The organism is Halobacillus seohaensis (assembly GCF_042663045.1).
Taxonomy (GTDB): Bacteria; Bacillota; Bacilli; order Bacillales; family Halobacillaceae; genus Halobacillus_A; species Halobacillus_A seohaensis.
In genome coordinates this window covers 84,388-108,357 of record NZ_JBHSZV010000011.1, presented here as the reverse complement: position 1 = coordinate 108,357, position 23,970 = coordinate 84,388, and the positions used below count along the sequence as shown (strand labels likewise).

20 protein-coding genes and 2 pseudogenes are annotated in these 23,970 nt (G+C 39.5%); 12 read left to right on the top strand and 10 right to left on the bottom strand.

All coding sequences use genetic code 11. The annotated features are described in order from the left end of the window. Positions 1 to 6 precede the first annotated feature (6 nt). From walK to ltaE, 6 genes are all read left to right on the top strand, one after another. Positions 7 to 1,845: a cell wall metabolism sensor histidine kinase WalK gene (walK, locus tag ACFQIC_RS04335; RefSeq protein ID WP_204708823.1), complete on the top strand. Its 1,839-nt coding sequence runs from the start codon at positions 7 to 9 to the stop codon at positions 1,843 to 1,845. Further along, the gene (locus tag ACFQIC_RS04330) at positions 1,845 to 3,188 is read left to right on the top strand and encodes a YycH family regulatory protein (RefSeq protein WP_204708824.1); all 1,344 of its coding nucleotides are present in this window, start codon (positions 1,845 to 1,847) and stop codon (positions 3,186 to 3,188) included. The genes walK and ACFQIC_RS04330 overlap by 1 nt, the downstream gene beginning before the upstream one ends. After that, entirely contained in the window at positions 3,169 to 4,074 is a 906-nt protein-coding gene (locus tag ACFQIC_RS04325; RefSeq protein WP_204708825.1) for a two-component system regulatory protein YycI, read from the top strand. The genes ACFQIC_RS04330 and ACFQIC_RS04325 overlap by 20 nt, the downstream gene beginning before the upstream one ends. Before the next feature lie 20 nt (positions 4,075 to 4,094). After that, a complete protein-coding gene (locus ACFQIC_RS04320; RefSeq protein WP_204708826.1) occupies positions 4,095 to 4,889 on the top strand; it encodes an MBL fold metallo-hydrolase in 795 nt (264 codons plus the stop codon). A 74-nt stretch (positions 4,890 to 4,963) separates the two neighbouring features. Beyond that, positions 4,964 to 6,181 (top strand): S1C family serine protease, encoded by a 1,218-nt coding sequence (locus tag ACFQIC_RS04315; RefSeq protein WP_390216962.1) that lies wholly within the window; start codon positions 4,964 to 4,966, stop codon positions 6,179 to 6,181. Between the two features lie 909 nt (positions 6,182 to 7,090). Then, positions 7,091 to 8,113 (top strand): low-specificity L-threonine aldolase, encoded by a 1,023-nt coding sequence (ltaE, locus tag ACFQIC_RS04310; protein ID WP_204708827.1) that lies wholly within the window; start codon positions 7,091 to 7,093, stop codon positions 8,111 to 8,113. A 1,309-nt stretch (positions 8,114 to 9,422) separates the two neighbouring features. Here the strand turns inward: ltaE and ACFQIC_RS04305 are convergent. Further along, positions 9,423 to 10,754, bottom strand: a complete 1,332-nt coding sequence (locus ACFQIC_RS04305; RefSeq protein WP_204708828.1) for an FAD-dependent oxidoreductase — start codon at positions 10,752 to 10,754, stop codon at positions 9,423 to 9,425. 227 nt (positions 10,755 to 10,981) lie between these two features. Between ACFQIC_RS04305 and ACFQIC_RS04300 the strand changes: the two genes are divergently transcribed. The 3 genes from ACFQIC_RS04300 to asnB all read left to right on the top strand — a co-directional run bounded on the left by ACFQIC_RS04300 (position 10,982) and on the right by asnB (position 14,110). After that, a complete protein-coding gene (locus ACFQIC_RS04300) occupies positions 10,982 to 11,425 on the top strand; it encodes a hypothetical protein (protein ID WP_204708829.1) in 444 nt (147 codons plus the stop codon). A gap of 417 nt (positions 11,426 to 11,842) precedes the next feature. Further along, a complete protein-coding gene (locus ACFQIC_RS04295; RefSeq protein WP_204708830.1) occupies positions 11,843 to 12,007 on the top strand; it encodes a hypothetical protein in 165 nt (54 codons plus the stop codon). Between the two features lie 189 nt (positions 12,008 to 12,196). After that, positions 12,197 to 14,110 (top strand): asparagine synthase (glutamine-hydrolyzing), encoded by a 1,914-nt coding sequence (gene asnB / locus ACFQIC_RS04290; protein ID WP_204708831.1) that lies wholly within the window; start codon positions 12,197 to 12,199, stop codon positions 14,108 to 14,110. A gap of 103 nt (positions 14,111 to 14,213) precedes the next feature. Here asnB and ACFQIC_RS04285 read toward each other — a convergent pair whose 3' ends face one another. After that, positions 14,214 to 14,609, bottom strand: a complete 396-nt coding sequence (locus ACFQIC_RS04285; RefSeq protein ID WP_204708832.1) for a hypothetical protein — start codon at positions 14,607 to 14,609, stop codon at positions 14,214 to 14,216. A gap of 168 nt (positions 14,610 to 14,777) precedes the next feature. Here ACFQIC_RS04285 and ACFQIC_RS04280 point away from each other — a divergent pair, with 168 nt between their 5' ends. From ACFQIC_RS04280 to ACFQIC_RS04270, 3 genes and pseudogenes are all read left to right on the top strand, one after another. Then, positions 14,778 to 15,749, top strand: a complete 972-nt coding sequence (locus ACFQIC_RS04280) for a DUF3231 family protein (protein WP_204708833.1) — start codon at positions 14,778 to 14,780, stop codon at positions 15,747 to 15,749. 160 nt (positions 15,750 to 15,909) lie between these two features. Continuing rightward, positions 15,910 to 16,389 (top strand): 23S rRNA (pseudouridine(1915)-N(3))-methyltransferase RlmH, encoded by a 480-nt coding sequence (gene rlmH, locus ACFQIC_RS04275; RefSeq protein WP_204708834.1) that lies wholly within the window; start codon positions 15,910 to 15,912, stop codon positions 16,387 to 16,389. Positions 16,390 to 16,695: 306 nt separating this feature from the next. After that, positions 16,696 to 16,851 (top strand): annotated as a pseudogene (locus tag ACFQIC_RS04270) (NAD(P)H:quinone oxidoreductase, type IV); the annotation flags it as partial. A gap of 392 nt (positions 16,852 to 17,243) precedes the next feature. On the opposite strand, the gene ACFQIC_RS04265 reads toward ACFQIC_RS04270, so the two are convergent. The 8 genes and pseudogenes from ACFQIC_RS04265 to ACFQIC_RS04230 form a co-directional block, all read right to left on the bottom strand. Further along, positions 17,244 to 17,927, bottom strand: coding sequence for a transaldolase family protein (locus ACFQIC_RS04265; RefSeq protein WP_204708835.1), 684 nt, complete (start codon positions 17,925 to 17,927; stop codon positions 17,244 to 17,246). A 73-nt stretch (positions 17,928 to 18,000) separates the two neighbouring features. After that, positions 18,001 to 18,801 carry an SDR family oxidoreductase gene (locus ACFQIC_RS04260; protein WP_204708836.1) on the bottom strand — a complete coding sequence of 267 codons (801 nt, stop codon included), beginning with the start codon at positions 18,799 to 18,801 and terminating at the stop codon, positions 18,001 to 18,003. A gap of 48 nt (positions 18,802 to 18,849) precedes the next feature. Next, the gene (locus ACFQIC_RS04255) at positions 18,850 to 19,212 is read right to left on the bottom strand and encodes a PTS glucitol/sorbitol transporter subunit IIA (RefSeq protein WP_204708837.1); all 363 of its coding nucleotides are present in this window, start codon (positions 19,210 to 19,212) and stop codon (positions 18,850 to 18,852) included. A gap of 24 nt (positions 19,213 to 19,236) precedes the next feature. After that, complete coding sequence (gene srlE / locus ACFQIC_RS04250; protein ID WP_204708838.1) at positions 19,237 to 20,247, bottom strand: PTS glucitol/sorbitol transporter subunit IIB; 1,011 nt, start codon at positions 20,245 to 20,247, stop codon at positions 19,237 to 19,239. Next, entirely contained in the window at positions 20,240 to 20,800 is a 561-nt protein-coding gene (srlA, locus tag ACFQIC_RS04245) for a PTS glucitol/sorbitol transporter subunit IIC (protein ID WP_204708839.1), read from the bottom strand. The genes srlE and srlA overlap by 8 nt, the downstream gene beginning before the upstream one ends. A 1-nt stretch (position 20,801) precedes the next feature. Next, positions 20,802 to 21,248, bottom strand: coding sequence for a transcriptional regulator GutM (locus ACFQIC_RS04240; protein ID WP_204708840.1), 447 nt, complete (start codon positions 21,246 to 21,248; stop codon positions 20,802 to 20,804). After that, positions 21,245 to 22,219 (bottom strand): sugar-binding transcriptional regulator, encoded by a 975-nt coding sequence (locus ACFQIC_RS04235; RefSeq protein ID WP_204708841.1) that lies wholly within the window; start codon positions 22,217 to 22,219, stop codon positions 21,245 to 21,247. The genes ACFQIC_RS04240 and ACFQIC_RS04235 overlap by 4 nt, the downstream gene beginning before the upstream one ends. A gap of 1,037 nt (positions 22,220 to 23,256) precedes the next feature. Further along, positions 23,257 to 23,799 (bottom strand): annotated as a pseudogene (locus ACFQIC_RS04230) (GntP family permease); the annotation flags it as partial. Positions 23,800 to 23,970: the final 171 nt, after the last annotated feature.

Genomic DNA, 23,970 nt, shown 5'->3' with positions numbered 1-23,970 from the left:
TTGTGTATGAAGAAAGTAGGTTTTTTTCAGTCTGTACGACTGAAGCTGACGATCGTTTATATTCTGCTCCTCCTTTTAGGAATTCAAGTGATCGGATCCTACTTTGTTGGAGAATTAGAGGATGAACTCAAAAGGAATTTTAATGAGTCGATCGATAGCCGACTCCGCTCTTTAACCTTTAGTCTGCAAAATTCTTATGAAGCGGAACGAGGGGACTCTGATCCATCTTTAGAATCCGAAGTTCAAAGTCTTATTGATGATTTTAATCAGAATGACATCCGAAAATTACAAGTCATTAATTATTCGAATAGACGGGTGATCGCTACATATTCTGGTGATGATTTTGATCAATCAGATGTCGGGAAAAAGGCGAATGATCCTATTATTACAAGTGCACTTCTTTATAAAAGTTCCGATTCTAATATTAAGTTGGACCCTAGTACTGAGAAACGTTTAAGAGTAGGGGCTAGGCCTGTAGAGAGTAGTAATGGGGAGAAAGTTCACGCCGCTATTTATTATCAAGCAAATATGGGCGAGGTGTATGATCAGCTTCAAGATATTAATAATATTTTTGCCCGAGGGACAGTATTAGCGATTACTGTAACCGCCCTATTAGGCATATTAATGGCCCGAACGATTACAAAGCCCTTATCTGAAATGAGAAGACAAGCTCAAATTATGGCAACCGGAGATTTCTCACAAAAAGTAAGTGTGCAAGGAAATGATGAAATTGGTCAGCTTGGTGTAACTTTTAACGATTTGAATGATAAACTCAAACAATCACAGGCGACAACCGAAGGGGAACGGCGAAAGCTCAGCTCGGTCCTTTCAAATATGTCAGATGGGGTTATTGCCACGGATCGGTTAGGAGCCATTACATTAATGAATGCTCCAGCATCGAAACTAATTGGGCAAAGTATTGAAGAAGTACAGGGTCAATCATTGATAGATATTCTTGGCTTAACAGATCAAATAAATGACATGGGGGATATCGATTCAATCGGGTCTGTTATTATAGATTTAAGTAGCGAAGACCAACCATTACTTTTAAAGTCTAACTTTTCTGTCGTTCAGGATGAACATGGCGAAATGGACGGGTTTATTACGGTGCTTAGTGATGTAACTGAACAGGAAAAGGTGGAACAAGAGCGACGAGAATTCGTATCTAACGTTTCCCATGAGCTGCGTACACCACTGACAACAATGAGAAGTTATCTCGAAGCTTTAACCGATGGAGCGTGGGAGGATAAAGAAATAGCCCCTCGTTTCTTAGATGTGACTCAAAATGAGACGGACCGTATGATCCGCCTCGTTAATGATTTATTGCAGTTATCAAAAATGGATCGTAAAGATTCTACCGGATTATTTAAAGAAAAAGTTGAATTTGTCGAACACTTTAGTCAAGTCATTGATAGATTTGAGATGAGTCGTAACGAAAAGAACACGTTTAGTCGAGAATTGGCAAATCAAAACTTCTTTGTCTGGATTGATAAAGACAAAATAACTCAAGTCCTCGACAATATTATTTCCAATGCGATTAAATACTCTCCAGAAGGTGGAACGATTACCTTTAAAGCAGAAACTTTGAAGAAACAACTTCTTGTGAGTGTCAGCGACCAAGGCATGGGTATTCCAACAGAAACGGTCGACAAAATATTTGACCGTTTTTACCGAGTGGATAAAGCTCGTTCTAGGGAGATCGGCGGAACAGGACTTGGGCTCGCTATTGCCCGGGAAATAATCGAATCCCACCACGGTCAAATATGGGCGAATAGTCAAGAAGGAAAAGGGACGACAATTTTCTTTACACTTCCGCTCATTAATCAGAAGCGGAGGAAGAACTAATGAAAGTGGAAACATTGAAATCTATCATACTCTTTATTCTAATTGGCTTTAGTTTGTTGCTTACTGTCGCACAGTGGAACTATCAGCCAAATGTCGACAGCTTAGATGAAGAAGGATTTATTGAGGAGACCACAATTAATGGGGAGGAAGTAGAACTTACTTCTTTAATAGCTCCCAGTCAGTTTGTATTTCATAAAGAAGCAAGTCATTACTCTTATACGGATAAAGAAGATGCCCAATTAATGTTTGGAGAAATGAAAAATTGGACGATGTCTAATCTGCTAAGTACGGCTCATAAGGGACCACCGGAACAACATGAACAGATGGTCGAAGTCGTTTTTCCAACAGACATTCCAGCACAAGTTATCCCGAACCTTTTCGAATTTGAAAATGATAATCAAAATGCTCCTGCTGGCCATTTTAATCGAATCTTCTTTATGGTTAATGAGGGAAGTGACAGAGCAGAGGTGCTTTTTGTTTCAGATGGAGAGAATTCTACCTCCTTTAGAGCTACGCTAAGAAGCGGTGATACTGATGGCCTGAAGGCGAGTATGAATAATGACGAAAAATTTATAGAACAAATTTTATTTGCGGACGATGAAGAAAAGAGAATTTTCATTCCTAGAGATAGTGTAACGGTTGCTAAAGACTCCGTGGACTCGCAGAAAATTGATATCTTACCACTTCGGAATGAACTGTTATCAGATTCACCTGTCGTTCGGGATTCATCGAGTTCTACGTCAGAGCTAAGATTAACTGATGATTCTCGTCGATTAGAAGTTCCAGCTAATGGTAATCGCTTAGAGTATTCTACTTTGACATCAAATGCGTCAAGCGTTCAAACCGCACTAAGTTCTTTTGATCTATTGGAAAGAAGCGTTAGTTTTATAAATACACATAAAGGGTGGACCGATTCGTTTCAATTAAGCGATCTTAACCCGTCACAATCATCGGTACAATTTAATATGTATTTTAATAGTCTTCCACTTCTTTCAAGTTCAGATGATTTTCATAAAATTGAAGTGGAATATGATGGAGATCAAGAACGGAGTTATGTAAGGCCTCTTCGTGATTTTGATACTTCTTACCCTAGCCCTAATGAGGAAGGAGAGCTTCCATCAGGTGAGAATGTGGCCTCCTTCCTTGAGGAAACGGACCAATACAATATGAAATTAATTGAGGATATTATGATTGGATATAAATTATCCCAGCAAACTGTAGGTTATGAAGTTTATGATCTTATTCCTTCCTGGTTTGTTTTAGAAAATGGTAGTTGGAAAGAAATCACCGAATTATCCTCTGAAGAAGAAGGTGGACAAGCAAATGCAGTGGGGCCAAATTAAAACATTATTTATTCTAAGCTTTCTCATACTTGACTTGTTCCTTTTGCAACAATTTTTGACGAAGCAGAATGATTCTGAGTTAGAAACCGTTCAAGAATCGATGTATGAGGATAGTCCGACTGATGGAGAAATTACAGTTGCGGACTCAGTACCAGATGAAGCCCCTGAAGTTAGTTTTTTAATTGCTTCGCCAAGTAAATTTACAGAGAGTCAATTGGATCGAATTAGTAATTTATCTGATCAAAATGTACGTGTGTATGAGGAAGAATTACTTATATCAACATTAGATGAGCCTATTGACCTTGGTGACGATGAAGAATCCATAGTTGAAGTAATTTCTGAATACGTTCCTTTTAGCAGTCAGTATTCCTATTGGGGCTGGAATGAGGAAGAAGATAAAATCCTTTTATTCCAGACGAACAATTCGCGAACCATTTATTATAATCCGGCTGGTGTATTAACCGTGGATGTAGAGGACGGTGCTATGACGGGCTACCAAGTTTCTCAATTAGGAGTAACGGAGAGTGAAGAGGACGAGCAACTACGTGATTTATTAGATCCCTCGGAAGTAATCGGTATTCTTTATGACAATCAATCGATTTCCACAGGAGATGAAATAACCAACATGACGGTAGGATACCATTCTGCAGCTGGATCAGATCCTACCCAAGTTTTCGCACCAACATGGAAAGTGACGGTTAATAGTGAAGAAGATTATTTTGTTAATGCCGTAACGGCAGAAGGACGAATTATTGATATAGAGGAAAGTGAATTTATTGAAGAAATATCCGAGTATTTTCAAGAAAAAATTGTGGATAGCGAAGAAGATGTTATTACAAATACAGAAGATGATGAAGAAACTACAGGAGATAATTCTAATGAATAGACCAACATGGAGTGTCATAAATGACGTTACGATTTAGTGTGCTTGCCTCAGGCAGTACAGGAAATGCTTTTTATATAGAATCTGGTAAGGAAAAGATTTTAGTAGATGCTGGGCTGAGTGGGAAGAAAATTGAAGGTTTACTTGAACAAATTCAGGTTGACCCTCATGATCTTTCAAGAATTCTTGTGACCCATGAACATAGTGATCACATAAAAGGCTTAGGAATTATGGCGAGACGGTATAACCTTCCTATCTATGCTAATGATAAAACATGGCAGGCTATGGAAGGTCAACTTGGAAAACTCTCTGTAGATCAGAAATTTCATTTTAATATGGAAGAAACCCGATCTTTTGGAGGGATTGATATCGAATCTTTTGCTGTATCACATGACGCAGCGGATCCAATGTTTTATACGTTTCATCAAGAAGGAAAAAAGATTTCCCTAGTGACAGATCTTGGATATGTTTCTGAGCGAATTAAAAAGACAGTAGAAGGATCAGATGCATTAATTTTTGAATCGAACCACGACGTTAGCATGTTGCGCATGTGCCGATACCCTTGGAATATAAAACGTCGTATTTTAGGTGATTCAGGTCACGTATCAAATGAAGATTGTGCATTGGCATTATCAGATATTATAAATGATCAAACAAAAAGGGTGTATTTAGCCCACCTAAGTGCAGATAATAATATGAAAGACTTAGCGCGTATGTCTGTGAAAGAAGTTTTAAAAGAACGGGGTTTTCAAATCGGTTCACGAATTGAATTGCATGATACCGATCCTGCTGAAGCTACTCCAATCTATGACGTATAACAAGTTTTAAAATTATCCATTTAAGGTAACAATAAAGTAGAAGAAGATGTGGAAAGAAAGGAAAGGTGATAGCCGTGGGATTCTACGATGATCATTCACCAGCCACACAACAGCAGAAAAAGAAGAGTCGTCGATTCATGATGCCAACCCTCATAGGGATTATTCTTGGTGCGGTTCTCGTTTTGCTGGCGTTACCAGCGCTGGTTCAATCTAATTTACTGCCTTATAACATTGCAGCTCCAAACGATGAAAATGACTCTGATGACGAAGGTGGAGGCATTAGCAGCGAACAGATGCAAGTGGATGTAAATACTCAAATTACTGAAACTGTAGAAGAAGTCACTCCTTCTGTTGTTGGTGTAGTCAATCTTCAATCACAGTCTAATTTCTGGGAGGAGCAGAATGGATCACAAGAAGCTGGCGTGGGATCTGGTGTGATTTATAAAAAGGAAGATGGGTCAGCCTACGTTGTCACCAATAATCATGTGATAGAGGGAGCTAGTGAAATTGAAGTTGTCCTTTCCGATGAAACTAGAATACCTGCAGAATTAATCGGAGGGGATGTTTTTTCAGATCTAGCTGTACTTAAAATGTCTGACGAAGATGTTACTCAAGTTGCTAAAATTGGCTCTTCCGATAATTTACAAGTTGGCGAGCCCGCCATTGCGATCGGTAATCCCTTAGGCCTGCGTTTTGCAGGATCGGTGACTCAAGGTATCATAAGTGGTAAACAGCGTGCTATTCCGCAAGACTTTAATAACGATGGAACAGAAGACTGGCAGTCCGAGGTTATCCAAACCGATGCTGCAATCAACCCTGGGAACAGTGGTGGGGCCCTTATTAATATTGATGGACAGTTAATTGGCATCAACTCGATGAAGGTAGCTCAGTCTTCTGTTGAAGGAATCGGCTTTGCCATCCCTATTGATGCCGCCAAACCTTTGATTGATGAATTAGAGGAATTTGGCCAAGTGAATCGAGCATTTATAGGTATTGAAGCTTATGGACTCAATGAAGTTCCTACTTCTGAGTGGAAAACAACGTTAAATTTACCGGATGGTGTTAATAGTGGGCTTTACATTCGCAGCATTACCCAAATGTCTCCGGCATCTAAAGCAGGTTTAGAACCTTTAGATGTAATCACTCAGCTAGATGGGGAACCTGTAGAAAATATTATCGACTTACGTAAATATTTGTATAAAGAAAAAGATCCTGGAGATGAACTTGAAATTACCTACTATCGTGATGGAGAAGAAAACCAAACAACCATTACCTTAGGAACACAAGAATAATCAATTGAAATGTGGACATCTTAAGTTAAGGTAGGGAAAAAAGTGAATCAAACAACTGTATAATTTTGCACATAAACGCTTGGATTGTATATAAATCCAAGCGTTTTCATTTAAATGTCTTGTTGTGCTCAAGGAGGTATGGAGTTGTTCGTCGCTCTTTGCGGACCTTGATAGCCCATTTTTCCGCAAGAGTCTCGCCAGATTCCTATCCTTTTAAAGCTATTGAGAGTAGGGTGAACAACGTAAGGATGGCAAGGCCGGTGTTTTTATCTTTCTAATAGAAGGTTTTTTCAACGACTTTGATCTATGAGATGAAATTCCGTTGTAATAATCATTGGTATATATTTTCCTCCTTAGTAATGGTAAAGGTAAGACTCATGGAAAAAGCCCCGGCAGCGTAGCGGAGGCTTGACCTGTTCGTCCGTGGGAAGCATATCTTTCCTCTGACCCTAACTGTTAATTCCAGAGGATAACTGCTCTTTAATTCTAGGGCTGAATTTTTTATCCACACCATGTGTATAGGCTTCTGGATAAGACCTATATATGGTGGCGAACATATATGCTAATACCATATAGACGATTCATTTTGTGTATATGTGGATAGAATTGTGGATAAACCGTTTACAAGGTGGGATAACTTGTGAATAGCTTAAATTGAGTGAAAATTGTGCATAAGTCTGTGGACAATTGTGGGTAACTCAAATCGTTAGTTAAGTTACCCACATGTGCACAGTCACTTCAACGATTCCCTCGCTATAAGTAAACATTAATCGACAGTAACCGAAATTTTATGCAAACTACTATTTGAGGATACTAACGATTTTCGAGAGTCAGTTTTATGTAGATTTTTAGGGATTTGCTAGTTGTCCACAATTTTTCGTACAATAACCTAATGAGGAGGAGATACATATGATCGATTTACGAAGCGATACAGTCACGAGACCGACTTTGGAAATGAGGCAGGCAGCCTTTGATGTTGAGGTTGGAGATGATGTATTTGGTGAAGATCCCAGTGTTCTAAAATTAGAGGAGACGGCAGCTAGAATGTTAGGGAAAGAAGCGGCTCTTTTTGTAACCAGCGGAACACAGGGAAATCAAATTGCTGCACTAACTCACTGCAATCCAGGGGATGAAGTTTTACTTGAAGCGAGTGCTCATCTCTTCTTATATGAAGGAGCTTCGATGTCTGCTTTAGCAGGAGTTCAACCACGTACAATTGAAGGGTACCGTGGATCCATGATTCCTGAGGATGTACGCACAGCCATCCGCCCGGATGATATTCATTTTCCAGAAACGGGGCTTATCTGTATAGAAAATACTCATAATAAAGCGGGAGGAGCGATCGTTCCATTAGAGGATATGCAAGCCATCTATGAGATAGCACGTGAAAACCAAATTCCGGTTCATTTAGATGGTGCTCGCTTATTTAATGCTTCCGTAGCTTCTGGAGTTTCTGTCGAGCATTATGCTGCTCAGGCAGATACTGTACAATTTTGCTTATCGAAAGGACTAGGAGCTCCCGTAGGATCCATCATTACTGGATCAGCAGAATTTATTAGAAAGGCTCGGAAATGGCGTAAACGCCTCGGGGGAGGATTACGTCAAGTCGGAGTGATTGCAGAACCAGGCTATATCGCTTTAACACAAATGGTCGATCGCTTAGCGGATGACCATGAAAATGCCCGTCTTTTAGCTGAATCATTGGAACAAATTCCTGGACTGAGTATAGAAGGTCATGTGGAAACGAATATTGTACTTGTTCATATTGGTGAACTCACGATGTCAGCGGAAGAATTTTTGGAAGAATTAAAGCAAGTAGGAGTTCTTGCTGTTCCCTTTGGGCCGAAGACGATCCGGTTTGTGACTCATCTTGATGTGACTCGTAAGGAAATCTATGACGTAGTGGATCGAATAAATAAAGTCATTCGTTAAAGATGGAATCGTAGGTATGCGGCCAAATTCAAAAGGATCCCTCTTGTATTAGAGTAAGTAGTTCCGATACTGTGGAGAAATTCTAAAATAACAGTACAAACAACAAAAAAGAACGCTTGGTTTTTTTTATGTCCAAGCGTTCTTTTTGTATTTTCTTGTTAAACTAAAGTCCTAGATTGTGGAAAAATCAACTTCAAGACATTCCGGTGGTTTCCGTTACAAGGGATGACGTTTGAAGGTCCGGGAAATCACTCGCTTTCCGTGGGCATGTGGTGAGCTTCCTCAGGCTACGCCTTGCGGGATCTCACCGATCATGTTCATCCCACAGGAGTCTCGTGATTTCCCGGCCCTCCTTGCCATTGTGAGGCAAACGGAAACCTCAGTAATGGGTTCTTCAAATTGTAGGCTATTCATAGATGGGAGTGGGTGGCTAGGAAACGGGGAGATTCCCAAGCCCCCCATTCGATGTGTGAGAAACGAACCCCTTTCCCAGAAGGACTATCTTCCACTATCCGTGTTCTATTGCAATGAACCTCTCTATATCAAGGATTTTAATAGGACCGCCCGCTATCAAGATTTGCATGCAAACTTAGGAATGGCTGCTTTTTCTTGAAGTGGTATCGAGACACTTATATGGTAAAGGGGCGGAAGGAAACGGTGAGACTCCTATGGGATGTGCGGGACAGCTGAGACCCCACAGGACGAAGTCCGAGGAGACTCAGCGCCCGCCCCATGGAAAGCGAACTGTTTCCCGTAGCCCCAAAATTCACACAAACATATCGAATTCAAGTCTTCATCAGTACTGTTTCGTTAGTTTAAATCAAGGGTGCTGTGTGAATATTGCTATTGAAATGATCCACTTCTGCCATTAATAGATCCTGTACTATTTATAAAATCAGAAGAGGTGGTGATGGTAGGCATACACACTAGGTAAGCTCCTAACTACTGTTTATGGACTGAAATTATCCCGTTTTTAACAACTTATCTAAGTGGCTCAATAGATATAACATATACCTCATACTTTAACAGTAGAACGGCATGATTCCGATAGAAACATACGGCAAGGGGCGGTGGGGAAGGGGAAGACTCCTGTGGGATACGCGGGTTAGATGAGACCCCGGAAGGCGCCAGCCTGAGGAGGCTCAGCGCACGCCCACGGAAAGCGACTCCTTCCCCACCGCCCCTTTCTCCACACAATCATCTAGGAATTCAAGTCTTCAACAATCCTGTTCTGTTATTTGGGTTGCGATTTCGTAAGTTCTCCACCGAAACAGAACTACTTAGTATTAGAGAGAGATCCTTTATTTCACTATTGGGCAGCCGCTAACCCAGCTTTGTTCAAGAAATTCCATGGTTGATTAAAATGAGGTTGGAAGAAGAAATCTACAAAGCCAAGCTCATCTACGGTCATACCACTTTGAATACATACACTCAGTGTATTAATAGATTGGGTAACGTCTACCTTAGAGAGTACTTGGGCTCCAAGGATTTTCCTCGTATCAGGATGGAAACTTACCTTCAATTGAACATTTTCAGATGTTGGCATGAACTCAGGTCGATGTTTTTCATTTATTGTGATACTTTTCACATGAACACCTAAAAGTTGAGCTGAGGTTTCATTTAAACCAGTTGAAGCCATATTTAAGTCATAAATGTGTAAGCCAGAGGTTCCTTGTGTACCAACGTTTCTCATGATTGGTCCCATTAGATTACGTGCTACTAGTGTTCCCATTCTTACTGCATTTGTAGCTAGAGGAATATAAGCATGCTCACCGGTTGGGTTATACTTCACGGCACAGCTATCGCCAGCTGCAAATATAGCAGGATCGCTTGTTTGCATATATTCATTTACTTTGATTGCACCATTTTCAAGCATATCTACTTTGCCTTTTAATAACTCTGTATTCGGTCGAAACCCTACACACATAATAACTAAGTCCGTCTCCACGCGTCCATGAGTAGTTACGACAGCTTCTACACCCTTTTTCGTGCCTTCAAATCGTTGAACCGTTTCGTTTAAAAGAAGGTCAATGCCACGGTTGCGAAAATCATCTTCCACTTGGTCGGTGAATTCTTTGTCTAAATATTTATTTAAAATACGATCGGCTCCATCAATTAAACTTACTTTTTTTCCTGACTTTTCAAAGGCCTCAACAAGCTCTACTCCGATATAACCAGCCCCTACGACTGTCACATGCTCAGCATTTTGAGCTTTCTCTATGATGGTGTTGGCTTGATTATAATTTTTCGCTAACAAGATATTATCAAGATGTATTCCTTCAATTGGAGGAGTGACCGGCCAAGAGCCAGTAGTCATAACGAGTTTATCGTAAGAATCAACGACATCATCGCCGGTTACAAGGTTGGTTGCTTTAATTAAATGGTTTGTTGTATCAATATTTCTAACATCATGCTGCATCTTCATAGTAATTCCGAGTTGTTGAAGCTGCTCAGGAGAAGAATAGAATAAGCCTTGTGGGTCGTCAACAACCCCTCTAACATATAGAGCTAAACCACAGGATAAAAAGGATACATTATCATTTCGTTCATAGACGGTAATTTGGGCTTCAGGATAAAGAGTAGCCATATTTGAAACAGCGGCAGTTCCCGCATGTGTACTTCCGATTACTGCGATCTTCATTAGTAATTCCTCCTTAGTATTATATATGTGAAAACATTCACATGATTAACTTAAATTCATTATAATAGCTAGATAAAAGAATTACAATACTTTTGTTCAATATTTCACAATCAAAATTAAATCTGAACTTAAATTAATTTAAATTTTATTGAGTTTAGTGCCCAGTTTGTCGAGAAGTTAGATATAATATAGATAAAAGATTAAACTGTGAGGGGATTAATGTGAAATTGAAGTGGTGGATCTTTTTAATAGCGATTTTATTAATCATCAGTATTGGTGCGAATGTGTACCAGTATCAATCTCATCAGGACGATCTAAAAGAAGTGAAATCTACAGACTTAACGGCTATGCGTGGAATGGTCACCGAATTAGCTATGAGAATTGGTGATCAAGATGCTTCAGAGTCAGAGATCAAAGCCATTGCTGTTTCTTTAAATCGAATGACAATGGATCTATCAGAATCCTCTAGTATATATCCTGGAAGGACAGCAGACTATGACTTTTATCAAAAAACATCTCGTACCTTACTTACATTTGTCTCCAATCAAAGTATAACGGACATGCCGATTCAAACGAGAGATGCTGTTTTTCAAACGATTATGATTGGAAACGGTTCAAGGGATGCTGAATTTATTGAGCGACAATTAAGTGAATTCTCGGAATCACGATAAAGACATTTCGATTTTCAGTGAAATTGACGGGTTTAATTTTCGTGCGGCAGCAATTGAATCATGGATCATCACGTGTTTGTTCGTTTATAGGCATCGATCAGTAGTTTCCTATTAAACGGTTTCGAATCTTTATTCCTCCACAGAAAGGTAATGTGACATAAGAACCATCGAAATTTAGATTAAATTGGCGAAATAATAGGCCATAATGTATGTTTACAATAAATTACATCCCTATATAATTAAAGTAACGGCCGATACAAGCGTGTCTTGTATCGGCTATTTTTCGATTATTTTCTGGACAAATTTTACTTGATAAGAAGATTTTAAATAATTTTTTATAAAAGTAAGAGTCATTGAAAACTTTTAAACATGATCATGGGTATATAGAGTAGAGAGTGATTAAAAGGTGGAAAATCCATGAAGATTGATCAGCAGGAACAAAAACTTATTCAAAAAGTGAAAAAAGGCAACCAGAGAGCCTTTAAAAAGTTATATGAAGCCTATTCAGATTACGCATTACGAAGTTTTATGAATAATGTCCAGCTGTTCCAACGCTTCTTCAAGTGCATCATCTCCATTTGAAGAGTCATCCTCAACAGGATGAAGGTTTTCGTTAGCTTCCACATCCATAAGACACGGAGTGAGATTCGATTCTATGCTAGAAAGCTTTGAGGTCGTTGAAGAGGGTTAAGGATAGTCATTCTGTAACTGCAAAAGGTTTTTCTGTGTTATGTTGAAAAAATTGTTAAAACTAAAAAGGGGATTTAAACTATGTGTGGATTTATTGGTGTTTTGCGTATGGGGCATTCGGCTAATCAAGATGATGTACGTTCGTTTGAGGAAAGCAATGAACTTATTAAACACCGCGGGCCTGATGAAGAAGGTTACTACCACGATGACTACATTTCACTTGGATTCCGCCGACTGAGCATTATTGATATCGACAGTGGAAATCAACCGTTTCATTTCGAGGATGATCGCTTTTGGATGGTGTTTAATGGCGAAATTTATAACTACGTTGAGCTTCGTGAACAATTGATGGAGAAAGGCTACCAGTTCCAAACCGAATCGGATACCGAAGTGATTGCTGTCCTTTTCCAAGACTTAGGAGTGGATGCTTTCGAAGAGTTGCGCGGCATGTTCAGCATCTTAATTTGGGATAAGCAGGAGAAAGATTTATATGGGGCGCGTGATCCCTTTGGCATTAAGCCTCTTTATTATAGTGAATCTGAAGAAGGATCCATTCGCTTCGCCTCTGAGAAAAAAAGTTTAAGTCATATGAATGAGAAAGTATCCACACTAGCTCTGCAACACTACTTAAGTTACCAATTCGCGCCAGAACCCTTAACGCTAACAAAAGGTGTACATAAGGTAGAACCCGGCCACTACTTTGTAAAAAAATTAAATGAGCCTTTACAAATGGAGCGCTATTTCCATGCGACTTTTAATCCAGTGCTGACCAATGAAGATCGCCAAGTGAAGCAGATCCAGGATGTTATGTATGATTCCGTTGGCATCCACATGCGCAGCGACGTACCTGTAGGGTCCTTTTTATCTGGAGGTATCGATTCTTCTTTAATCGTTTCCATTGCCAAAGAATTTAATCCGAACATTAAAACCTTTTCCGTTGGTTTTGAACGAGAAGGGTACTCAGAGGTCGATGTCGCAAAAGAAACCGCCGACGCGCTAAACGTAGAGAATTATGAATATTTAATTTCAGCCCAGGAATATGTTGATAAGCTTCCAAAAGTCATGTGGCACATGGACGATCCGTTAGCTGATCCATCCTGTGTTCCCTTATATTTCGTGTCACGTGAAGCGAGAAAACAAGTGACCGTTGTTCTCTCAGGAGAAGGAGCGGACGAACTATTTGGCGGCTACAACATTTACCGTGAACCAGAGTCATTGAAAGCTTTTACGAGCATGCCAAACCTTTTGAAAAAAGCCTTAAACCAAGCGTCCCGCGTGTTACCCGAAGGTGTCCGTGGAAAAAGTTTGATTGAGCGAGGCACGACCCCTTTGCGTGACCGCTACATTGGCAATGCGAAAATGTTTGAAGAAGCGGAGAAGGAACGGTTGTTAATACAATACGCTAAAGAATATCCCTATCAGTCCATTACGAAACCGCTGTACGAAACTGCCAACGAGTATCATCCTACTCACCAAATGCAATATATCGATATTCATACATGGCTACGCGGGGATATTCTACTCAAAGCCGACAAGATGACTATGGCCAACTCATTAGAGCTCCGTGTCCCATTTTTAGATAAAAAGGTATTTGAAGTCGCTCGTGAACTTTCCGTTGATAGTACCATCGCAGACGGGACAACCAAATCGATTTTAAGGAAAGCTGCACGGGGGATCGTACCTGACCATGTATTAGATAGGAAAAAGCTCGGTTTCCCTGTCCCAATGCGGCACTGGCTACGCAACGAATTGTACGACTGGGCGAAACAGCTGATTCAAATTAGTGATACGGACCATCTCCTTAGGAAATCCGTCGTTTATGACTTATTAGAAGCTCATGTTCAACAAAAAGGTGATTATTCACGAAAAATATGGACCGTGCTAATGTTTATGCTATGGCACCAAATATTTATCGAAGGCGTCTATTCCTTTGATGAACTGCAAAAAGAGGATGAAACCGAGAGTAAGGTACGCCAGCAAATGTCGATGGTTTAAGCTTAATCGGCAGCAAAGTTCGCTTGATTTGCCCGATAGAATCTGAAGTTCATTGATGAATAACAACAAACAAAGGGTCAGCTCCGAAAAGTAGGAGCTGACCCTATAATAATTCCATCGTTTCTTTTAATTTTCGCAAATCGTTAGACATCATCGCCCCATCCAGCAAAAAATCCTCCTCCGAAACCTCTGGAGATCGGAATAACGTTGCTAACACTTCGCAATGAGCACCATTAGAAATCACACGCATAGGATTAAAAATCTCCGCACCTGTAGCAACTGTCACATAATAATCAAGCACCCCATAGGGATTATCTTCAACAAACCGAACTCTCGCATGGCCATCCCCTGTCTCTATACTCCACTCTTCTCCCTTTTGCGCAACCGAAAGGCAAAAAGACTTCGCCCAAGCCGCCATATTCATCGGCTGATGCACAAAGTGATACACTTCCTCCATTGGTTGATTGATCGTAACACTAACTGTTCTAACTTCAAACATCCAAAGCACTCCTTCAACAACAACTTACCCTATTTTAGGGAAAATTAGCCGATGGACTGTAAAATATTTATCAAGGAAAATTTTCCTTATTACAACTTCCATTCGTATAAAAAATAGCTTTGGTGTGAAACTATACCTAAATGTACAGAATAGGTGGGCCGATGAGATATGAAAGACTTAACTGCTGCGGAAATTCATAACTTAATGACATCATATATGACTAACACTATGGCATCTGTAGTTACTGCAGACGTCTTAAAAAAAGCAGAGGATCCAGGAGTACGTGAGATGCTCGAATTAGGACTTCAGATAGCAAATAAAGAGGTCGAAGGTGCTGAATATTTTTTAACGAGTGACAATCGTCCCCTTCCAGAGCCTTTCACAAAAAGAGATATTCAACTCCCTAATACCAAATACTTTTCAGATAACTTTGTCGTTCTTCTTAAATACAAGTTAGGGCAGGATGCTTTAAATGTTTATGCTCTTTCTCTCTCCTCATCCATTAACCCCGAGGTCTGTACGTTTTATAAAAAATTAATGAATGAGACAGCAGACTTAGTGGAAAAATGCATTGGGCTTATAATCAATAGCGGGATGCACCAGCCTCTAATCCATATTCCGAGAGACACGGGACTAGACAAAGTGGAAGATCAAGATTTTCTATGGAATTCTATCGGGGGAAATCGCCCTTTAAGTGCTCCAGAGGTTTTACAGATTACGAGTAACTATTATTCAACGGAAGTACTTCGAGAGATCTTTCGCTCCTTTTCTAAAACAAAAAACAAAGAACTTAAAAACCATTTCGAGCGAGGAAAGAAACTATGTGCCAAGCAATTAGAAGCCATGCAAGGCAAGCTTGAAAAAGATGAATTACCCCAACTACCTACATGGGAGTCTGAAGTTGATACCGAAGGAGAAGCCCCTTTCTCTGAACGATTAATGTTATTTAAAACATCAATGATGGCCGGTGCAGCAGGTGGACGATTTGGGACTTCTGCTTCTGCAACACTTCGCAAGGATATTGGTACAACTTTTCTAAAACTAATGGCGGAAACCCTCCTATTTGCCGAAGACACCGGAAATATACTTATTAAATATAGAATGCTTGATGAACCTCCGTTAGTAAGAAAAAGGCAATAAAAATCCCCATAGGCTAATAACTACTACACCGAACAAGTCCTATCTCCTATTCCGCTGGGGAAAGGGCTATTTTTTAACTCAAATTGATAACCCCCTAACCTAAAAACCGCTCAACAAAAATGATACACTAAAGGAAAATAACCACACGGAGGCAGCAGATATGAAAATTACCATCATCAGTGTCGGCAAACTAAAAGAAAAATATTTAAAACAAGGCATCGACGAATACATCAAACGCCTCACCCCCTATGCCAAAGTCGATATCGTAGAAGTCCCCGACGAAAAAGCACCCGAAAATCTAAGCGAAGCCCAAATGACCGAAGTAAAACAAAAAGAAGGCGAACGCATCCTCGCAAAAATTCAACAAGATGCCCATGTGATCACCCTCGAAATCGAAGGCAAACAGCTCACATCAGACAAACTAGCCAAACAACTCGATGACCTCGCAACCTACGGAAAAAGCAAAGTGGCTTTTGTAATTGGTGGATCGTTAGGGTTGAGTGATGAGGTGCTTGCGCGTAGTAATTATGGGTTGTCTTTTTCTAAGATGACGTTTCCTCATCAGTTGATGCGGTTGATGTTGGTGGAGCAGGTGTATCGTGCGTTTAAGATTATGAGGGGGGAGCCATATCATAAGTAATGGTTTTTTTAACAAAAATCTCCTGAAACCGACAACAAAAGTGAATTCCTTGAAACTAGGGCCATATTTTCCTTGATCATATGTTGATTAGATAGCGTCAGCTGGATATGGTGTTCTGAATGAGAAGTGGGGTCAGGGCCTTCTACGATATTAGTGATGGTTGTTGAGTATGAGAGACCTGACCCCAGATGTGACGTTCTCCCGGTAGTGGCTTTTGGTAGAGGTTTTGCTTCTTTTCAGTACGAGTGGAATAATCTCATTTTATTACTTTAACGCGGTGGACTTTAGCTGGGTGGGGGTCAGTGAGATTCTGTACTGTTTGGGGCAGGTGGAAACCCATACGGAACAAGTGTAACCGTTGATCAAGATGGCAAAATGGTCGAAGACGTTGAAAATGCTGTTAAACACCAAGCTAAGCGAACAGTTACAGTCGGAGATTGGGTGAAAAAAGGTAATCAATAAATTTATCCCATATGAAGAGCCAATCAACATTTTGATTGGCTCTTTTTTATGTAAAAAAGTATGAAAGAATCTATATAGAGAAATAGTGTCAAAGCCGTTGTCTCTTTTAGTTATCTTGATATTAAGTCTTCCAGATAAGGGAGCGATTATCTAATAAAAGATGATCGCTCTTTCTATGCTTATGAATCGGGCCATATTATTGAGTAAAGAAAGGGGGGAAATCTCAAATCGTAGTCTTTTGGAAAATGATACTACAACATTGTCCGAAGGGGGCCTGATCAACGCCATGAGATAAAGCTAACTAAAACAAGTCGTCACCTTCAATTTTAAAAAGGAGGGAAATGCATGAGCATAACCCTCCTTTTTTCCATTTATTCTGTCTTATACAAAAATCAAGTATTCATTAAATTGGTGCAGTTTTCTCCATTTAAATTTCTCCATTGATCTTTAAATACTTCTACATCAACTGAAGTTGAAGGAAAATCAATCATCTTTTCTACCAAGTCTGGACTGACTGTAACAGAATCTGCCCCCGACAAACAAACATCTTGTACTTGTTGTAAATTTTTAAAACTTGCGGCTAAAATACTGCATGACGTCTCATAACTTTTAAATAATTGCGCAATATCTGTTACAACTTTATCTCCATTGAAAGCCAGGTTATCAATACGATTCACGTAAGGAGCAACATAATCGGCACCAGCCATGGCTGCAAGCAGTGCTTGGAACGGACTATAAACAGTCGTTGCTAATGTAGAAATATCTTCTGCCGAAAGTATCTTGATTGCTTTTATACCTTCTTTTGTGGCAGGAATTTTCACAATAAGGTTTCCTGATATTTTAGTAATTAAGTAGTGAGCCTCTTCCACTATTTCTTCTGCAGTGTCTCCAAGCATTTGAACGAATAGATCTTTTTCATCCCCAATCACACTGCGAATTTCACTCAAAATTCCTAGATAAGGCTTTCCTTCTTGGACCAAAATGGTAGGATTCGTCGTTACACCTGCAATTGGGAAATATTGATTTAAATCATTGATTTTATCTACATCAGCTGAATCGATATATAATTTTAACATTTTTTCCTCCTGATCTATTGTTCCGTTAGCTTTCTACTCAACAATGATGCTTACTTATCGTTGAAAAAATATATTATCCACGAGATTTTCCGCCAGTAATATTTACATTCGTTCCAGTAATATAATTTGCTCGATCTGAAGCAAGGTAAGCTACTAAGTTACCCATTTCACTCAACTTGCCAACACGTTGTAAAGGAATAGACTTACTATAATCTGAATCTATATTATCCGCCTTTACGCCTCTTGTATAAGCTAAGGCCTTATAATTTTCATCTGTAGTCATTCCCGTTTTTTCGTTTATACCTGGTTCTATACCAACTACTCTAATGTTGAATTTGCCCAATTCCTTTGCCCATGAACGAGTAAATCCATTTACAGCTCCTTTTGTTGCTGAATAACAACTTTGCCCTGCTGACCCTTCTTTACCTGCTTCAGATGTCGTATTAATAATAACTCCTTTTTCTTTCCTGATCATCTCTCTTGAAACAGCTTGCGCGCAAAGAAATGGACCTTTCTGATTAACTGCCGTCATAAAATCAAAATCTTTTTCAGACAATTCGTATTCTGGTTTTTCCCCATAAAAATCTACCAGTAATCTTGGTGTATTGACGCCGGCATTATTAACCAATATATCTACAGTTCCAAATACTTCAACTGTTTTAGCCACCATTGCGTCAACACTTTCTTTATTCGTTACATCACATTGGATGTGATAGATACCATCCTGTTCTTCCCCGGTTTTCACATTTATATCTGATACTACAACTTTTGCTCCGTTATTAACTAATTCTCTTGTGATTTCTGAACCAATTCCAGATGCTCCGCCTGTTACAATTGCTACTTTCTCATCTAGTTCTAACCATGAAGTTGTCATAATTGATCTCCTCCTATTGTAATATTAGTATTCTATTGAATTGTTTTTTTATCGGATGATTTCTATCGTATCGCCAGGTCTAACACTAGGGAGCTCTTTTTTCTCCAAAGACATGGTCCCCGGAAGTTCTGGCTCATCTTTTCCGTCGAATTTCAATGTGATGTGTCCTAATTCATCCAGGTTTTTATTAACAGCACTTCCTACCGCAGTAATTTGGTAGGAAGTTTCTTTGATTTTCAGTGTATCTTTTGCTTCGATCTCACTATCTAACCTGTTTTCTTCATGCAACACACAGTATTCTGCCAGCTCTGCAGGGGCATTGCCTTTAAACAAAATAAGAATTTTTTCTTCTAAAAAAGCTTCTACTGATGGACCTAATTCTGTAATTGTCGTTTTATATATTTGAGTCATACCGATCTCTCCTTTATTTTTCTATTATTCGTACATACCGAAACTGGCTAGCCATGCAACAAATACGGTTGGTGCACCAGTTAAAAATCTTCCATAAAGAACTGCAGGGACACCTACTTCAACAGTTTTTGGTTCGGCTTCAGCTAGTCCCAAACCGACTGGTACGAAGTCTGCTGCAGCTTGGGAATTTATTGCAAAAACGGCTGGTAATGCAAATTGCGGTGGAATATTTCCTCTTCCAATTTCTACACCAATTAGTGAACCAACTACTTGTGCAATTACAGCTCCAGGTCCTAAGAAAGGAGAGAGCAACGGGAATGACACGATGACTGAAATTAATATCAATCCCCAAATACTTCCTCCTAAAGGAGAAAGAACGTTTGCAAATAGGTCCCCAATGCCCGTTTCAAGAATTAAACCGATTAACATCGCCACAAATGCCATGAAAGGCAAAATAGTTTTGAGAACGGTGTCAATAGTTTCACGCCCAGCTTGATAAAAGACACCAACGACATTTCCCATCATCATTCCGATTTTGGTCATCAAGTTCTCAGAAGATTGCTCACTTACTTTTTTCGAAGTATCATATTTTTCTTCAGTCGCTTGGTTTAGGTCTTCTTGCTCTCTTTCTTTTTCCTGAGCTACTGTTGCACTTTGCTCATCAACTTGTTGAATTTGTTCCGGCTTGACCCCGGAAACATAAATATCTTCCTTTATATAATCAGCCATTGGTCCACTTGGACCTGTAGACATAATGTTTATGGTTGGAATTTGTTTCTTAGGATATAAACCGGCACGTAATGTACCGCCACAATCAATGATGACACAGGCCATCTCTTCTTCAGGAACACTCGTTTTAAATCCATTAACGATTTCAGCCCCTGTTAACTCTGCCAACCGCTCTGCAACAGAAGAAATAGGACCACCAGTAATATTGACAATCTTATTTTTCCCTTGAGTCGGCGTGATTTCTAAAGGTCCGCCAAATCCACCTGTTCCTTTTTTAATAACTACAGTATTGTATTGATTAGGCACTTGTCTGCTCCCCTTTCAACGTATTAGGCAACTTCACGTTTTGTTGTTTTTCTACATAATACACACATATGTCTGTAATCCAGCCACGGAACATATTCATAACCATACCGACAAGGAAATAACGAAGAGCTAATTCAGCTTGGGAAAAGCCTAACTGCTCAATACCTGCTGCAACACCCAGGAACACGAATAGTTCTGCTGGATTGACATGTGGGAACAGTCCATTCATTGAATGGCAGGAATAACTCGCCGACGCATAATATCCTGGCTTATATTTTTCTGGTAGGAATCTGCCAAGTGACAAGGTCATAGGATTCAACAGCAAAAATGTCCCTAGCGTCGGTAATACTAAATAACGTGTAAATATATTCCCAGAAGATTTTTGTGCCAGCTTTTCAACCCTCTCTTGCCCAATCAAGTGTACAAGTGCGTTCATAGCTACTAGCAACATTATTAATAGAGGGATAATATCCGTAACAAATCCCGTAAATGTTTCCGCACCTCTTTCAAAAATCCCTATAAATCCCTCTGCTCCTTTTACTAGATAATCCATATTATTGTTTCACCTCTTCTTTTCGTTTAAATAATTTTAAAACAGATTGCAGTGGACTTTTTGGCTTAGGAGGTTCTCCCCCTGCCTGAACAACTCTATACACATGCTGAGCATCCGTAAGCGCTTTAGTTGTAAACCGATCAAAATGATCTAACACTTGATTATCCACCTTAAGTAAATGTTGACCTTCCAACCCATCTACATCTTTAAACCGAGCAAATACAGTTAGTCCCTGCATTTTTTTAACCCTTTTGATCCTTGCTTTTTGATCTATGGAGATTAATAAAACTACACCCGTTCTAATAAGACCTTTTGATCTTCCAATAGATACTTTGCCTTCACTTCTCATCTCTGAATAATACTTATTGAAATTTTTCACTTGGCCCATACCTAAAACCGTTTGAATTAGAAACATAGAAGCAATTGTCATAAGTAATGCAAAAATCATCGAGATTCTCTTCCTTCCTCATCGCTAGTAAACTCTAGGAGTGACTTAGCGGTACAATCATTTGTTATTAGATGGGTGATATAGTTTCCTCGAAGGGCTCCGACTATAGACGCCGTCTTCTCAACGGACTCTGCAACCCCAATAGAGTAATTGACTTCTTTTAACTTATTGAGTTCAATTGCTACCGTTCGATCACCTACATTCCCATCGATGGGCTTTCCGTTCACATCGAAAAAACGGGAACAAATATCTCCAATCGCTGCTTGATTTTCTAAACTTTTGTAATCCTCTTCACCTAAGAACCCCGAAAAAATCATATTCGATGAACTTAATTGGGTTCCAATTCCCACAACAGCCACTGTAAGTTTCCCCCATAAGTCTAAAACATCTTTAAAGTAAGCGGATTCAAAAATTTCATTTCGCGATTGAGTAGAAGGGACAATTGCTGCTGAATCAATAAAATGAGCAGTAGCTCCAAATGCTTTTGCCTGATTATACACAATGGTGTTGACATGGTGATCCACATTCATCTTTCCTGGGCCGCCAACTAAAGGAACAAAATCTGCTTTCCTTGATTTGTAGCGTTCTAAAGCACTGACCATGCTGCCAAGCGTACTTCCCCAAGCAAAGCCTACAACATCCCCATCTTTTATTGTTTTATTTAATAGGTTGACAGAAGCCCTTCCCAGTTCCGTTTTTCTTTCCTGCTCCGTCTGTTGAGACGTTGAAGGAATGACGACAGCTTCACTAATACTAAAGCGCTTTAATAATTGTTCCTCTAAGTCAACTTGCTCTGAATATTCACCTTTAATATCGATTTGAACAATGCCTTTTTCTCTTGCTTTCTGAAGCAATCTAGTGATGGTCGTTCTATAGATTCCTAAACTTTTAGCAATCTCATTCTGGGTCATTTGATCTTTGTAATACATCTTTGCTACTTTAATGAGTCTTCTCTCTTCATCCCAATCCATTTGTACCCTCCCCTCATTTTTTGCACATATGTGTTTGATGCATTAATAATGTGCATTTGTTGATTTTTATAATATATGACTGTGTTACAGAGGTCAACAGGTTCATTACATTTTGTGTGATTTGTGCAATAACCACACAAATGTGCACAAAGCACTTTCAATAAGTGAATAAGGTATTTAGCTTATCTAAGATGTCGCTAATCAATTAGCATATCGACCCGAATCTATTAATGTATAATTGGGTGTACTGGGGATTGATCGAAAAGGAAAGATCATTTTTTGTCATTCCCTACGTGTCGCTTCGGTACTAAACAGAACGAGTCGAAACAAAAATTAAATACATACAACGGATAGCAGGCCTACGCCTGCTTTTTTTATGGTTATTTTTCCTTTTGCTCTCCGAATCGTAAAACAGCACAAATCTTCTAACCTTCCAGTGAACCTAAACAGAAATGAGCTATTAGAATCAGCAATATCTTTAATCCTGGGGTCAGTGACCCCCACCCACATCATGGAATACCGCAGCTAGAGCGAAGGATATGCCGTGAAAGTGTATGGACGTTTTTTTAATCTTCTTAGCTTGCAGCAGGAAAGGTTCGGGTGTCCTACCTGCTAATTGTTTGTTTTTCTGATTTCATTTTAGAAATTTTCATCTCAAGATCCCAACAAAAATTAAATTCAACACTACATTCCACTTCAGCTGTATCAGAGTAATTAACCCATTCACCATAGTGAGCCATTAAGATGGTGGCCAGTATGTAGTTCAGGGAAAAGAAGTCATTAATCGTTTCGGTTATATGATATCTAGGGAAAATGTACACTTTCCAAAGGGTATAGAAGCAATAGAATACATGCCCCCTGAAGAGGAAGAAGATATCGAATTTTAACTTACAGAAGCGGATTTATTCCACTTCTATTTTTGGGTGGGGTCAGACCCCAAGATTAGACCCCCAAGATTCTACTGCTCAAGATTTTTCACAAAGAAAAAACGCCCAAGAGATTAACTCTCTTGAACGCTGACCAAAGTTCATTAAATACTAAACTAGCACAATCCATAAAACAAATGTGACTATAATCGCGACAGATCCCTGCAATAGCGTTCCGGCGGTTTGTGCTTTATATGCTTGAGTTACTGACATACCACTAAATTCTTTAATTACCCAGAAGTAGCTGTCATTAACGTGGGAAACAACCATTGCACCTGCACCTATCGACATTACGACTAAAGTTAGCGGTAAGGCACCAGTTATACCTACTTCAGGAAGTAATGGTGCAACTAAAGTTGAAGTGATAACAAGTGCAGCTGTTGACGATCCTTGTGCTGTTTTTAACGCCGCAGCAATCAGGAACGGAATGAGTAAGAACATTGCTCCTGTGAAGAATGCATTTCCACCGAATCCTTGGATGAAATCAGCAACAGCGGTTGCTTTAATTACCGTTCCAAATGCTCCACCAGCACCTGTGATCAACAGAATTGGTGCTGCTTCTTTAATCCCAATTCCAATCCATTCGGTTAAGGTTTCCTCATTATAACGAGGCAACAATAGGAATGCGAACAATACACCAACTAATAGGGAAATTCATCCAAAAGGATTTTATTACGAAATTGATGTATTTGCAATTGTTTTCCCAGTATGGGAGGGGTTTACGGGTGGACGATAGAATTTATGAAAATGAGGTGTGTTGAAGGAGTAAGAAGTTAAAATATAAAGCAGACTATTAATTAAGGTGTTTAGGACATGAAACAGATT